General features: G+C 67.1%; 11 protein-coding genes. 4 read left to right on the forward strand and 7 right to left on the reverse strand.

Features of this window, described 5'->3' with window-relative positions:
• Positions 1–73 precede the first annotated feature (73 nt).
• Positions 74–802: a DUF6319 family protein gene (locus AZG88_RS00250; RefSeq protein WP_005243925.1), complete on the reverse strand. Its 729-nt coding sequence runs from the start codon at positions 800–802 to the stop codon at positions 74–76.
• Between the two features lie 164 nt (positions 803–966).
• Here AZG88_RS00250 and AZG88_RS00255 point away from each other — a divergent pair, with 164 nt between their 5' ends.
• A complete protein-coding gene (locus tag AZG88_RS00255) occupies positions 967–2,022 on the forward strand; it encodes an adenylate/guanylate cyclase domain-containing protein (protein WP_005243927.1) in 1,056 nt (351 codons plus the stop codon).
• Positions 2,023–2,226: 204 nt separating this feature from the next.
• Here AZG88_RS00255 and AZG88_RS00260 read toward each other — a convergent pair whose 3' ends face one another.
• Positions 2,227–2,898 carry a TetR/AcrR family transcriptional regulator gene (locus tag AZG88_RS00260; protein WP_005243931.1) on the reverse strand — a complete coding sequence of 224 codons (672 nt, stop codon included), beginning with the start codon at positions 2,896–2,898 and terminating at the stop codon, positions 2,227–2,229.
• Positions 2,899–2,988: 90 nt separating this feature from the next.
• On the opposite strand from AZG88_RS00260, the gene AZG88_RS00265 reads away from it, so the two are divergent.
• Positions 2,989–4,572, forward strand: a complete 1,584-nt coding sequence (locus AZG88_RS00265; RefSeq protein ID WP_005243933.1) for an MFS transporter — start codon at positions 2,989–2,991, stop codon at positions 4,570–4,572.
• Positions 4,573–4,671: 99 nt separating this feature from the next.
• Positions 4,672–5,568, forward strand: coding sequence for an AurF N-oxygenase family protein (locus AZG88_RS00270; protein ID WP_025431939.1), 897 nt, complete (start codon positions 4,672–4,674; stop codon positions 5,566–5,568).
• A 1-nt stretch (position 5,569) separates the two neighbouring features.
• Here AZG88_RS00270 and AZG88_RS00275 read toward each other — a convergent pair whose 3' ends face one another.
• The 4 genes from AZG88_RS00275 to AZG88_RS00290 all read right to left on the reverse strand — a co-directional run bounded on the left by AZG88_RS00275 (position 5,570) and on the right by AZG88_RS00290 (position 11,569).
• Positions 5,570–7,849, reverse strand: coding sequence for a SulP family inorganic anion transporter (locus AZG88_RS00275; RefSeq protein ID WP_061696768.1), 2,280 nt, complete (start codon positions 7,847–7,849; stop codon positions 5,570–5,572).
• A gap of 220 nt (positions 7,850–8,069) precedes the next feature.
• Positions 8,070–9,437 (reverse strand): SLC13 family permease, encoded by a 1,368-nt coding sequence (locus AZG88_RS00280; protein ID WP_061696769.1) that lies wholly within the window; start codon positions 9,435–9,437, stop codon positions 8,070–8,072.
• Between the two features lie 28 nt (positions 9,438–9,465).
• Positions 9,466–10,335 (reverse strand): hydroxymethylglutaryl-CoA lyase, encoded by an 870-nt coding sequence (locus AZG88_RS00285; protein WP_061044089.1) that lies wholly within the window; start codon positions 10,333–10,335, stop codon positions 9,466–9,468.
• A 16-nt stretch (positions 10,336–10,351) separates the two neighbouring features.
• A complete protein-coding gene (locus AZG88_RS00290; protein WP_005243944.1) occupies positions 10,352–11,569 on the reverse strand; it encodes a CaiB/BaiF CoA transferase family protein in 1,218 nt (405 codons plus the stop codon).
• Between the two features lie 213 nt (positions 11,570–11,782).
• Between AZG88_RS00290 and AZG88_RS00295 the strand changes: the two genes are divergently transcribed.
• Positions 11,783–12,325 (forward strand): gamma carbonic anhydrase family protein, encoded by a 543-nt coding sequence (locus tag AZG88_RS00295; protein ID WP_005243946.1) that lies wholly within the window; start codon positions 11,783–11,785, stop codon positions 12,323–12,325.
• Between the two features lie 5 nt (positions 12,326–12,330).
• Here AZG88_RS00295 and AZG88_RS00300 read toward each other — a convergent pair whose 3' ends face one another.
• On the reverse strand, positions 12,331–12,978 hold the full coding sequence (locus AZG88_RS00300) for an IclR family transcriptional regulator (RefSeq protein WP_005243949.1): 648 nt from the start codon (positions 12,976–12,978) through the stop codon (positions 12,331–12,333).
• Positions 12,979–13,215: the final 237 nt, after the last annotated feature.

Raw genomic sequence — 13,215 nt, forward strand, 5'->3', positions numbered from 1 at the left:
AGAATCCCACCCCGCGCAAGACCTGCGTGGGGGAATGCCGATGTAGAGACCGCGACCGTTGCTCACCCGGGCGCTACTCGACGGCGCCGAGTGCCTCCAGTGCTTTGCGGGCGTCCTCGAGTTGCCGGCTCAGCTCGTCCACCCGGGCCGCCGCGAGGTTGCGTGCCGCCACGATGATCGACTCGACGGCCTCGATCGCCGTCTCCTCCCCGAGTTCCCGGACGGCGCGCTCGACGGCGTCCGGAGAGACGGGGACCGCCTTGCCGGGACGCTTGGCTCCGTGCGCGACGGTGACGCTCCAGTCGTTGTCGGCACCGGCGTGGATGGTGACGCTGACTCCCGCGGGCACTTTCTTGCTGGTGCGTTTGGCCGGTGCCGCGGCGGGTTTCGGGACCGCGGTGGCGGCGGGCTGAGGCGTCGCGACAGTCTTGGCGGCCGGAGTCTTGGGGGCGGGAGTCTTAGGGGCGGGGGACGGACCGGGTTCGATCTCCTGGTGCACGACCGGCGTCGCGGGGGCGGCGGGCGCGGGCGCAGGCTTGGTGGCCGGAATTCGTCTCATCAGAAGCTCCTCCGCTTCGAAGGGGAGCTCGTCGTCGACGCCTTTGGGGCGGATCAAGAGCGTATTGCCTTGCACGGAGATAACTTTCGCCGAGGCTCCGGCCTCGAGCCCGAGGCTGGGCATCGCCTCGCGCAGATACACGGTGGCCCGCTTACCTTCCGCGATCGCGGCAGCGAGGGTCTCGAGATTCTCCGCGGTCAGGTGATCCGGTGCGGCGGCACCGGAACGTCTACGGGGCGGCATGCGCTGTCCTTTCTGGTCTGTCTCCTGGTTACGCTCGTGAGCACCGCAACTCTCGCACACCCCACCGACGGTTCCGCATCGGACGGGCACGCACAGTGGCAGATTGAGAGGGATGGACGCACCGGCGACCAGGCGTGCGGATCGACAGTATCGAGAGGAACGACGTGACCTCGGAAGCACCGGAGAACGGCGACGAGACCGCAACGACGACGGAGATCTCACCGACCCTGCTCCGCGACGTCCAGGCCGATCTCGAGGAGTCGCTTCTGGGCGGGCCCCGCCGCTACACGCGGGCCGAGATCGCCGACTTCGCGGGGGTATCCCTCGAACGGGCGGACCGCCTGTGGGTGTCGATGGGTTTCGCGGTCGACACCGATCCGGACGGCGTCATGTTCACCGAGGGGGACGCCGCCGCGTTGCGCACCATCGCGTCGCTCGTCGACCAGGGGATCATCTCACCGGAACGCGAAGTGGCGGCGGCTCGTGCTCTCGGCCAGTCGATGTCGCGGCTCGCCGAATGGCAGGTGTCATTGATCAGCACCCACATCGTCGATCAGCTCGCCGGGTCCGCGGGCAGCGACGAGCAGGCCATCCGGGAGCAGGTGCGCGAACTCACCGCCGAGATCCTTCCGGCGGTCGAGTCGTTGCAGGCGTACGTGTGGCGCAGGCACATCGCCTCGACCACCGGTCGCAACGTCGGGAACCCCGGCGAGGAGGTCGCGAGCCGGAAGCTGGTGGTCGGTTTCGCGGACATCGTCGGGTACACGTCGCTGACCCGTCAGCTCGGCGCGCGGGAACTGAGCGACCTTCTGGAACGATTCGAGTCGGCGTCGACGTCGGTCATCGGCCGCCATCAGGGATGGGTGGTGAAGACGGTCGGCGACGAGGTGATGTTCGCGGTCGAGTCGCCGGCCGATGCGGCGGAGATCGCCCTGCAGTTGCGGGAGCAGGTTCTGCCGGACGAGACGGACCCCGAACTGCGGGTAGGACTCGCGATGGGCCCGGTGCTCGTCCGGTTCGGCGACCTCTACGGCTCCGTCGTCAACACCGCGGCGCGACTCACCGGTTCGGCGCGTCCCGGCACGGTGCTGATCGACGAGGCGCTCGCCCACGAACTCGCCGACGCTCCCGGTTACTACCTCAAGCAGCTACGTCCACGACGCGTTCGAGGGATTCGACGACTCGAACAGTTCGTGCTGCGTCGAGACCGGGACGCCTAGCGACCGTCAGCTTCCGAAGGGAAGGGTTCCGGGCGGGATGGAGTATCCGCTGCTGCCGGCGGCGACGCCGCCCCAAGCACCGAGGAGCCAGTTGAGTGCATCAGTGATCATCGAGAAACCTTCCCACACCATTCATTCGATACGCGCGGCATCCGGTGCCGCGCGCAGGTGCCACGGTAATGACGACGTGCGGAGCTGTCGACGTCACAATGCCTGAGCAGGCGATATCCCGAGGAGCGTCGGCTTCGCGGGACCGGCGGCGACCTGGGCGGCGCGTGCGGCGAGGAAGTCGTCGACGATCTGCTCACACGCGGTCCGTCCCAGTGGGGTCAGGGTCGCGAGCCGGGTGAAGACGAGTGGTCCGATGAGTTGCGCGAGAGCGAGGTCGTAGTCGAATTCGCCGAGTCGTTCGGCCGCCTCGGGTGTCCCGAAGACCTGGTCGAACGCCGCCCGGTACTGCTCGACGATGGTCTGCCTCAGCGTCCGCAGTTCCGGTTTGTCCGACTCGACAGCGGCCGCGCTCGAGTAGTCGTCCAACGCGGGGCCCATGCCGAGCCAGCACATGGCCGTCACGTTCATGGGGGCACTCTCGATGAGTTTCGCCTGGCTGACCATCAGCTCGACCAGCCGGTCGCGGAGGTCGCCGTCGGCGGGCACGGTCGGCGCGGGTGGGATCAGCCGCCCGAAAGCCGCGGCGACCAGTTCGGTGCCGTTGCCGAAATGCCGGTAGAGCGTGGCCCGAGCCACGTTCGCCAGCTTGGTGACGGCGTCGATCGTCACGGCGTCGGTGCCACCCTTCGCGAGAAGAGTTGTCGCGGCGTCGAGAAGTCTCGCTCGAGAGCGCTGCCTGCGGGGATCCTGCTCGGTCATCTGCACCGCCCGTTCCTGCCACTGCCCGACCTCTTGTGAACTGTCAGTCTACCAACGATACTGACAGTCTCGTTACTTCCACGGAAGGACTACATCGTGCGCTCTCGGGACTCCGCACCACCGCAGGACACCGAACAGAGCAACACCACCGGCTGGACCCTTCGGCAGATCTGGATGCTGACCGTCGCGTGCTGCGCTGTCGCACTCGTCGTCGCGGCGATGGCGGCACTGAACACCGCCCTGCCCGACCTCGCCCGCGACACGGGCGCGACCCAGAGCCAGCTGACGTGGATCGTCGACGGCTACACCCTCACCCTGGCCGCACTCCTGCTTCCGGCGGGCGCGCTCGGCGACCGGTACGGCCGGCGAGGGCTGCTCATGGTCGGGCTGTTGATCTTCGGCCTGGGCTCCGCCATTCCGATCCTGAACGACAGCCCCGAGTGGATCATCGGTTCCCGGGCGATAGCGGGCGTCGGCGCCGCTCTCGTGATGCCCGCGACATTGTCGCTGCTCACGGCGGGTTTTCCGCCCGCGCACCGAGGCCGGGCAGTGGGCATCTGGTCGGGCGTCGCGGGGTCCGGCGCAATCGCGGGCCTGCTCGTCTCCGGACTCCTGCTCGAGAAGTGGTCGTGGCACGCCATCTTCATCAGCCTCACCGTGGTGTCCGCCCTGATCTTCGTCACGGGCTTCACCATCTCCTCCTCCCGGGAGACGGAACGCCCACCACTGGACCTGCCCGGCACCGGGTTGATTGCCGCCGCGGTCGGATTGTTCGTCCTGGGAACCATCGAGGCGCCGCAGCGCGGCTGGCTGGATCCCGTCGTGCTCGGACTGCTCGTCGGTGGCCTCGCCGCCGCTGCCGCGTTCGCCCTCGTGGAACTGCGCAGAAAACGCCCCCTGCTTGACGTCCGACTGTTCGCCAACCGCGCCTTCGGCTCCGGGTCGATGTCGCTCCTACTGCAGTTCCTGGCTTCCCTCGGCCTCTTTTTCCTCGTCGTCCAGTACCTGCAGCTGGTGCTGAACTACTCCCCTCTGCAGTCCGCTCTTGCGCTCGCCCCCATCGCCGTGCCGGTCGTGGCGATGTCCGCGGTCATGCCGATGCTCATCCCGCACGTCGGGCTCCGGCCGCTGCTCGCGTCCGGTTCCGCATTGCTCGGCCTCGGCATCCTCTTGCTGGTGCGGCTCGATGCGCATTCGAGCTACGCGGAGGTGTGCGTCCCGCTCATCGTGGCCGCCTTCGGTATCGGACTGTGCACAGCGCCCGCGACAGCAGCCATCGTGCAGAACACCCCGGACGCGAAGCAGGGTGTCGCGTCGGCCGTCAACGACACGGCGCGCGAGATCGGTTCGGCCATCGGCGTCGCCTTGGCGGGCAGCGTCCTGGCCGCGGGGTACGGCACCCACGTGCAGCCGGCGGTCGACGCCGTTCCGGAGGCCGCGAAGGAGCCGGTGTCGAGTTCACTGGCCGCGGCACTGCAGGTCGCCGAGGTCGCGGGCCCACAGGGCGAGCAGTTGGCGACGTTCGCGCGGGATTCGTTTCTGAAGGGTTTCGACGAGGCATCCATAGTGCTGGCCTGCGTGTTGTTCGCCGCGTCGCTACTGCTCGCGGTGTGGGCTCCCGGGCGGAAGGGTTCCGTGCCGACGGCCGAAACGCCGAGAGAACTGGCCGACGTCGACTGAGCGGACGTTGCCCTTGTGACGGCCGTCGCTGTATCGTTCAGTATCAGTTACTGAATGTCACAGTTAGTTGACCGCCTAGTCACAGAGCAAGGGGTAGTGATGACCGCATCGATCGTCGTCTCCGACCGCGAAGAGACCGCCCAGCGCTTGCTGGCGTCGTCGGCACGCAAGTCCTACGACCCGATGGTCGAGGTCGACTGGGAAGCACCGATTCCCGACGACAAGTTCGGTCTCACCCCCGAGTGGAGCACGCTGTACGGCACGGCCCTCTGGGACGAGATGACCGAAGAGCAGAAGATCGAGCTCACCAAGCACGAGGCCGCCAGCGTGTCCAGCGTCGGACTGTGGTTCGAGATCCTGCTCATGCAGATGCTCCTGCGCGACGTGTACGGCCGCGACAAGCACTCGCGCCACGTCCAGTTCGCGCTCACCGAGGTGGCCGACGAATGCCGCCACTCGGTGATGTTCGCCCGCGCCGGTGAACGCCTCAACATGCCGAGCTACGGCCCGCACCCCGCGATCCACAAGCTCGGACGCATCTGGGGTGGCTTCTTCCGGGGCGCGAACGCGTACGCCAGCGTGATGGCCGCCGAGGAGATCCTCGACATGATGCAGCGCGACTTCATGAAGGACGAGCGCGTGCAGCCCGTCACCCGCACGGTCAGCAAGATCCACGTCCTCGAAGAGGCCCGCCACATCCGCTTCGCCCGCGAAGAGGTCGGCCGCCGCATCGAGGGTGCCGGCTGGGCTCGGCTGCAGTTCGAGCGGCTCAACACCGCGGTGGTCGTGTACTTCGTGATGAAGAGCATGATCCGCAAGGACGTGTATGCGAACGCCGGACTCGACCCGGAGCGGGCCGCCGCCGAGGCCAAGAACAACCAGCACTACAAGGACACCGTTCGCACGTCCGGTTCCAAGTTGATGCAGTTTCTCGATGGCGTCGGCCTCGTCGGCGGCCCGTCCAAGCGCCTCTACAAGAGGGTCCATCTCCTCTGAATCATGTGGGGACATGGTCCAGGTAGGACACACCGGTCGAGGTGATCTCGAGTACGCGGGCGGACGGAATGTCGAAGAACATTCCCGCGACGCGTACTCGGCCCTCGGCCGCCGCCGCACCGACGAGGGGATGGCGTCCGAGGGTTTGCACCTGGACCGCCACGTTCACCATGCCCAGCTGGTCGACCTCGTCGAATCCGAGTTCGGCCGCTGCTCGCGCCACCGGATGACCGCTGAGGAACGCGTTCCGGCTCGGCTGTGCGAACGTCAGCCACTGTTCGACGGCGTCGCGATCGGACCCGTCGGTCTCGGTCGGTGCACTCGCGAGCACGGCCTTCATCGCGCCGCAGCCGGAGTGGCCGCACACGATCACCGAGCTGACCTCGAGTTCGTCGAGCGCGAAGGCCAGTCCTGCCTCGACCGACACGTCCTGTTTCCCGGTCGGGACGAGGTTGCCCACGTTGCGCACCGTGAACAGGTCGCCCGGACCGCTGCTGGTGATCACGTTCGGCACGATGCGTGAATCGGAGCAGGTGAGGAACAACGAGTCGGGGCGCTGTCCGTCCCGCAGTTCGTCGAGGTGCGGGAGCAGCTGAGCCGCGTTCCGCCGGTGGTATTCCGACACTCCCGCGAGGACCGGCCGGAGTGCCGCCGGTGTGGTGGTGGACCCCTCGGTGTCGGTGTGCCGCGGCTGCCAGCTCTTCCACGGGGCGAACCCGCGGGGGCTCACCACACCGATGCCGCGCCGCGGCGGCGACGCGCCCACGGCGTCCATGTCGACGGGACCGAGCGCATCGATCACGACCGTTCCGCCGTTCCGCTCATGGTGACGCTTCCAGTCGTCGATCGCCTCGAACATGGCGTGGTCGAGGAAGTCGACCGCCAGTTCCACGGTGACGTGCGCGCCCTCGGGCACCTTCGCGAGGAGCCCCGTCAACGCCGGCATGGACAGGAAGCTGCACGACCCCTCGACGGTCACGCGCCACCGCCCGGAATCCTCGGAGCCGACAGGTTCGGCCCGCATCTTGGGGTGGATGACCCGCCACAACAGCAGGACCACCGCGAGTGCCAGACCGATGATCACGCCCTCGAGCAGGTTCAGGAAGACCACGCCGGCCACGGTCACGCCGTACACCCACAGGTCGCCGGTGCGCCGGGCCGTCCGCAGATGAGCCATTTTGACGAGCTGGATGCCGATCACGATGAGGAGGCCGGCCAGCGCTGCCATCGGGATCTGCTCGACGAGTCCGGTGAGCAGCGCGGCGAAGACGAGGATCCACACGCCGTGCAGCACGGCGGACGCCCGGGTGCGCGCCCCGGCGGCCACGTTGGTGGAACTGCGCACGATCACACCGGTGACCGGCAGGCCGCCGATGAGACCCGAGAGCATGTTGGCCGAGCCCTGACCGACGAGTTCACGGTTGAACTCCGAACGCGTGCCGCCGTGCATCTTGTCGACGGAGACCGCGGACAGCAGGCTCTCGACGCTCGCGATCAGCGCGACCGTGAGTACGCCGGTGGCCACTGCGAGCCACGGGCCGTCCGGCATCGAAGGTAGTGCCACGGCATCGAACAGGGAGCCGTCCAAAGTGATTCGATCGATGTCGAGTGGGAGGGCAAGGGACAGAACGGTGGCGGCGACGACGGCGACCAGCGGGCCGGGGAGCACCTGCAGCTTGCCGGGGATCTTCTTCCAGAACAGCAGGACGGCGATGACCACCGATCCCACGAGGACGTCGCCGTAGCGGGCGGACGTCAGCTGGCCGGGGAGCTGAGTGATGTTCTCGACGGTCGAGCTGTGCGAGCTGCCACCGAGTAGGACGTGAATCTGCTGGAGGGCGATCGTGATTCCGATACCCGCCAGCATGGCGTGGACCACGACCGGCGCGATGGCCAGGGCCGCACGGGCAATTCTGCTGAGTCCGAAGATGATTTGAAGGAATCCGGCCGCGACGGTGATCGCGCACGTGGCCTTCCAGCCGAATGTGGCGACCAATTCTGCTACCACCACCGTCAATCCGGCGGCAGGACCGCTGACCTGGAGCGGTGAGCCACCGATGGAACCCGCCACCACACCGCCGATGATCGCCGCGATGAGCCCCGCCATGATCGGGGCGTCGGACGCGATCGCGATACCGAGCGACAGCGGCAGTGCGACGAGGAAGACGACGAGCGACGCGGGTAGGTCGTATCGCGCGTTATCTCGCAACCTTTCGCCGAGGGTCGGTCCGGGGGCGGGGGCACCGGATGGGGGTGCTTTCTCGTTCTCGAGGATCGACATGTCGTCACCTTACGGGCGGAGAACGACGAAACGCCCGAAACGGACGTGATCTTGTGGCATGTGTCACTGTGGCAGCACTTTTCGCCCAGTGGAATCGAAAACTATTGGACAACAGTCCATTACATGAAACTTAAAGTACACAAAGTTCACCACATCCGTCCTCTCACCGTGAGACGTGCCGGTCACCGCGGGAAACGGTGACCGGCACGGCGGAGCCGCCCTACACGGATGTGGGTACGACGACCAGCGCCCAGACGAACATGGGAGCCGACAGCACGATCAGACCGCAGTAGGCGAGCATCTTGCGCTGGAAGCGCCCCTTGTCCTCGACCTGTGCGTTGGCGAGCACCATCACGCCGTTCGTCGAGAACGGGCTGACGTCGACCACCGTCGCGGAGAATGCCAGGGCCGCGACGAATCCCACGGCGCCCACCTCTCCCATCGCGAGCATCGGCGCGGCGAGGGGCAACGCGATGCCGAGCGTACCGATCGACGATCCGAAGGCGGAGATGATCGCGACCGCGTAGCAGAGGATCAACGCGGTCAGCAACGGCGATCCGAGCGCCGACGCCGCATCGCCGAGGAAGTCGAGCGTGCCGTTCTGCGTCATGACCGCCATGTAGGTGAGCATCCCGCACACGAGCACCACGGCAGGCCATGCCACGTTGTCGATGACCTTGGGGTGCGACTTGGGCGCCATCAGCAACAGCACCGCACTGATGCAGATCGCGCTGACGCCGACGTCGATTCCGAACGCGACCGACCCGACGACGAGGAACCCGATGCCGGCGAGCGTCGCGAACCGGTACCGGTTCATCTTCACCGGCTTCACGCCTTCGTGGGTCAGCGCCTCCTCGATGACCTCACGATCGGTGAGGGTCGCGGTGTTCCCGCCCGGGCCGTTGCCCGGAGTCACGCCACCGGACGGTCGACGTGAGGAACCGCCGAATCCTCCGCCGTCGGATGTCTCCTCGACGGGACGCGGAGTGCGGCGACCGATCAGGTCCAGGCCGTAGATCAGGAACAGCACGATCGCGATGGCCAGGTTGAGCACGAACGGCAGAGCGAACAGGACCAGGGGATTCGCCCCGACGCCGGTCGAGTCCATCAGTCCGTTGATGAATGCGCCGTAGAGATTGATGGGTGAGAACGCGCAGGCCAGGGCGCCGTGGCTGATGACCATGCCCATCAGGAACGGGTTGATCTTGTTCTTCGCTGCGAGGGGCATCGCGATGGGGGCGAGCATGCCGACCGCGAGGACCGACCCGAGGGCCATCAGCAGTCCGGACAGCAGGAACATCATCCACAGGATCGCCCACCGCCTGCCGCGCACGAGTCGGAGCGAGGCCTCGATGACGAGGTCGATGGTCCCGTTCGTCTTGGCGATGGCGAACAGAAGCGTGATGCCGCCGACGATGATGAACGTGCTGCCGGGGAAGGCGTCGATGATGTCCTCGACCGGGATCCCGGACACCCAGCCGCCGATGACGAACGCACCGGCGAACGCGAGGATGCCCATGTTGATCGGGGTGAGTGTCGCCACTGTGAAGATCGCGATCAGAGCGACGATGGAGATTGCGTAGACCATGGTCGGCCTTTCGGGGTGAGTTCGCAGATCACACTGCGGTGAGGGGCCGAGCTTGGGCCAGAGCGTGTTTCACGGTGTCGACGGCGACGCCGAGGGCCTGCTGATCGATCCCGGTGTCGATGTCGTGCGCGTGCAGGTGCGCGACCAGTTCCTCGGTGGCGAGGTTGCCGTGGGCGCCCGGCGCGAACGGGCAGCCGCCGTACCCGCCGATGGCGCTGTCGAAGTGCGTGATGCCGAGCTGCCGGTGCGCGGCGATCACGGTGCCCAGGGCCTGGCCGTGCGCATTGTGGAGGTGCAGGCTCAGTTCGATGTCGGGGAGGGCGTCGCGTACCGCCCCGGCCGATGCGAGCACCTGCTCGGTGGTGGCCGTTCCGAGCGTGTCGGCCAGCCCGAGCCGGCGCACACCCATTGCGGCCATCGCGCTCGCGACCCGCACCAGCGTGGCGGGGGCGATGATGCCCTCGAACGGACAGACGAACGCGGTCGACACACCTCCGAGGAAACTCCGGTCCGGGTACTTCTGCAATGCCTCGGCAAGTCCGTGCAGCGCCTCGTCCGGGTTCCGGCCCGTGTTCGCCGTGCTGTGCCCGGCACTGGCAGACGTCACGACCTGGATCTCGTCGATGCCGGTCGCGATCGCACGGTGCACTCCGCGCGGGTTGAGTGCCAGAGCGCTGTAGGTGACGGACGGGTCGGTGCGGGGCAGCCGGGCGATGACGTCGTCGGCGTCCGCCATCTGCGGGACGCGTGTGGGCGAGACGAACGATGCCGCTTCGATGTGCTTCACACCGGCGGCGACGAGTGTGTCCGCGACGGCGATCTTGTGGTCGGTGGAGACGACCACATCTTCGTCCTGTAGTCCGTCTCGCAGCACGACATCCGTTATGGTGACTGACATTTCATTCTCCTTCGATTCAGATGACGTTGCGAGAGCGGTAGTCGTCGAGCTGCTCACCCGACAGATTCAGCAATCCGCCGAGGATCTCGTCGGTGTGCTCACCCAGTTCGGGGCCGGCCCAGCGGATCTGCGTGGGTTCGCCGTCGAGCTGCGGGACCACTCCGGGGAAGCGCACCTCTTCGGGTTCCCCGTCGACGGACACCTTCAGGCTCTGCAGCATGCCGCGGGCGTTGTAGTGCTCGTCGTCGGCGATCTGCACGGCGTCGTAGACCTCGCCGACGGGCACACCGGCGGCGCCGAGTTCGGCGACGACGTCGTGGGGGCGACGCACCGATGTCCACGACGAGATGGCCTCGTCGAGTTCGGCTTCACGACGGAATCGCTGATCACCGTCGGCCAGTTCCGGGTCGTCAGCGAGATCGCCACGACCCACGGCCTGCATCAGCCGTCCGAACACGCCACTCGAGTTGCCGGCGATCATGACGGAGCCACCGTCGCACGGATAGACGCCACTGGGCACCACGCCGGGCAGATTGCCCGCGGTCCGTTCCCGGACCATGCCGTACGCGTCGTAGTCGGGAACGAGGGATTCCATCGCCATGAACACCGACTCGTACAGGGCCACGTCCGCGACGCGCGGGGTCGAGTGATCGCCCTGCCTTGCCTTGGCCAGCAACATCATCAGGGCGCCGATCGCGCCGTGCAGTCCGGCGAGCGTGTCGGCGATGGGGGCGGCGGCCCGGACCGATTGACGGTCCGGGTAGCCGGTGACGTGCCGCAATCCGCCGAAGGCTTCGGCGACGCCGCCGAATCCGGTGCGCTCCCGGTACGGGCCGGTCTGTCCGTAGCCGGAGATCCGCACGAGCACGATGTCGGGGTTGGCGGCCGTCAGCTGGTCGGGCCCGATTCCCCAGCGCTCGAGCGTTCCGGGACGGAAGTTCTCGATGACGACATCCGACTTCCGGGCGAGGTCGAGAATGATCGCGCGACCCTCGTCGGTCCGGAGGTCGAGTGTGACGGACCGCTTGTTGCGCGCGATGGTGCGGAACATCATCGACGTCGCGCCGCGGCGGCGACGCCAGCCCCGCAGTTCGTCGCCGACGCCCGGCCGCTCGATCTTGACGACCTCGGCGCCGAAGTCGGCGAAGATGCGGCTCGCCATGGGGGCTGCGATGAAGTTGCCGAGTTCCAGCACACGGATGCCGTGCAGTGGGCCGTTCTCTGGGACCTGCATGTGAGAGTTCTCCCTCGTCGATCTGTACCGGATGACGACTGGGGTCCTACCTGCTAATTCTCATTATTTGGCAGTTAGATTCCCGTTTGATAAGAATGACGGTAGTGGTAGCAGTCACAATTGGCAATGCCCGGAGTCCGCGCCACAGGACAATGGACGACGGGACGCTGCGGAATGCAGCAGGAATCGGCTGCTCGACAGGAGGAGAACACGGTGAGAGAACCACACGTCGTTGCGATCAATGGACGTTCGCCGCGCGCGGAGGAGACCACATGGGTCGCGCCGACGGCCGCGGTGATCGGCGCCGCAACGCTCGGCGCCGAGACCAGCGTCTGGTACGGCGCAGTGCTGCGTGCCGATTGCGATTCCATCACCCTCGGCGAGGGAAGCAACATCCAGGACGGAGTGGCCGTTCACGTCGATCCGGGTTTCCCCGTCGTCGTCGGCCGGGACGTCAGCGTGGGGCACAACGCCGTCCTGCACGGCTGCACCGTGGGGGACGGCGCCCTCGTGGGCATGGGAGCCACCGTCCTCAACGGAGCGGTGATCGGCGAACAGTCGCTGGTCGCCGCGGGCGCGCTGGTCCTCGAGGGCACGCGAGTTCCGCCGCGCTCACTCGTCGCCGGCGTGCCCGCGAAGGTACGTCGCGAACTGACCGACGACGAGGTGGCCCACAACGCCGCCAACGCCGCGGTCTACCGTCAACTGGCGCAGCAACATCGGTCGGCGGACGTCACCACGTTCGACATCGCCTGAGCGAGTCAGTCGCCCGGAACGGATTTCTCGATCTGCCGCGCAGCAGCGACGACTGCGCGGCCCATCGACGCACCCAGGTTCTCCCCCATCCGCCCCTCGGGGCCCGACACGCACACGGCAGCCACGATCTCGCCGTGCCTGCGAACCGGCGCACTGATGGACGCGGATCCCGGCGTTCGTTCCGAAACCGACACCCACCAACCGGATTTCACAGCTTCGGGGTCGGCCTCCCAGTCGCCGGACAGCACGTGTCCGCTCGACCCCTGCGGTAGCGGTACCAACGTTCCGACGGGCAACGCCACCCGCAGTTCGTGCTGGGAATCGACGCTCGCGGCGCAGAGACGGGATTCACCCCGGCGAACCCACAACTGCGCGGATTCCCCTGTCGCCTCGCTCAATTCCCGCAGCGCCGGAATCGCCAGGTCGCTCAATGCCGTGGTGACGAATCGCTGCCCCAGGTAGAAGCGGCCTTCCTGATCCTTGCGAAGGAGGCCGTGCTTGACCATGTCGGTCGCCAGCCGGTACGTGGTCGACAGGGACAGGTCGAGTTCACGGGCGAGGTCGCTCGCGCCCATCGGGCTCGACTCGACGACGTCGAGGATCGCCACCGCGCGGGCGAGCACTCCGACGCCGATCTCACTCCGCGCAACCATCGCAGTCCATTTCTATTGCCCCATTGAAGTATTCAGATTGTATAGGAAAGCGGCGCGCGACCGTCCGCATCCCGTCGATGCGGCTAGTTGCCCGGGTGCCGGTTGACGACGGGAACGGGGGCCGGTTACCTCTGTGTCAGGCATTCGCCACTCCCCCGGCGCGCAGTCGCACTGATCTCCCGGGCATCCGAAAACCGTTGCAAGGAAAGGCACCATCATGACGATCGAGCAGACTCT

This window comes from Rhodococcus sp. LB1, from assembly GCF_001583455.1.
Lineage (GTDB): Bacteria > Actinomycetota > Actinomycetes > Mycobacteriales > Mycobacteriaceae > Rhodococcus_F > Rhodococcus_F opacus.

What these genes read in the sequence shown, in the direction of transcription:
- AZG88_RS00270 (WP_025431939.1), top strand. Translation starts at nt 4,672, where the DNA reads ATGACCGCATCGATCGTCGTCTCCGACCGCGAAGAGACCGCCCAGCGC.
- AZG88_RS00285 (WP_061044089.1), bottom strand. Translation starts at nt 10,335, where the DNA reads ATGTCAGTCACCATAACGGATGTCGTGCTGCGAGACGGACTACAGGAC.
- AZG88_RS00280 (WP_061696769.1), bottom strand. Translation starts at nt 9,437, where the DNA reads ATGGTCTACGCAATCTCCATCGTCGCTCTGATCGCGATCTTCACAGTG.
- AZG88_RS00300 (WP_005243949.1), bottom strand. Translation starts at nt 12,978, where the DNA reads ATGGTTGCGCGGAGTGAGATCGGCGTCGGAGTGCTCGCCCGCGCGGTG.
- AZG88_RS00290 (WP_005243944.1), bottom strand. Translation starts at nt 11,569, where the DNA reads ATGCAGGTCCCAGAGAACGGCCCACTGCACGGCATCCGTGTGCTGGAA.
- AZG88_RS00250 (WP_005243925.1), bottom strand. Translation starts at nt 802, where the DNA reads ATGCCGCCCCGTAGACGTTCCGGTGCCGCCGCACCGGATCACCTGACC.
- AZG88_RS00275 (WP_061696768.1), bottom strand. Translation starts at nt 7,849, where the DNA reads ATGTCGATCCTCGAGAACGAGAAAGCACCCCCATCCGGTGCCCCCGCC.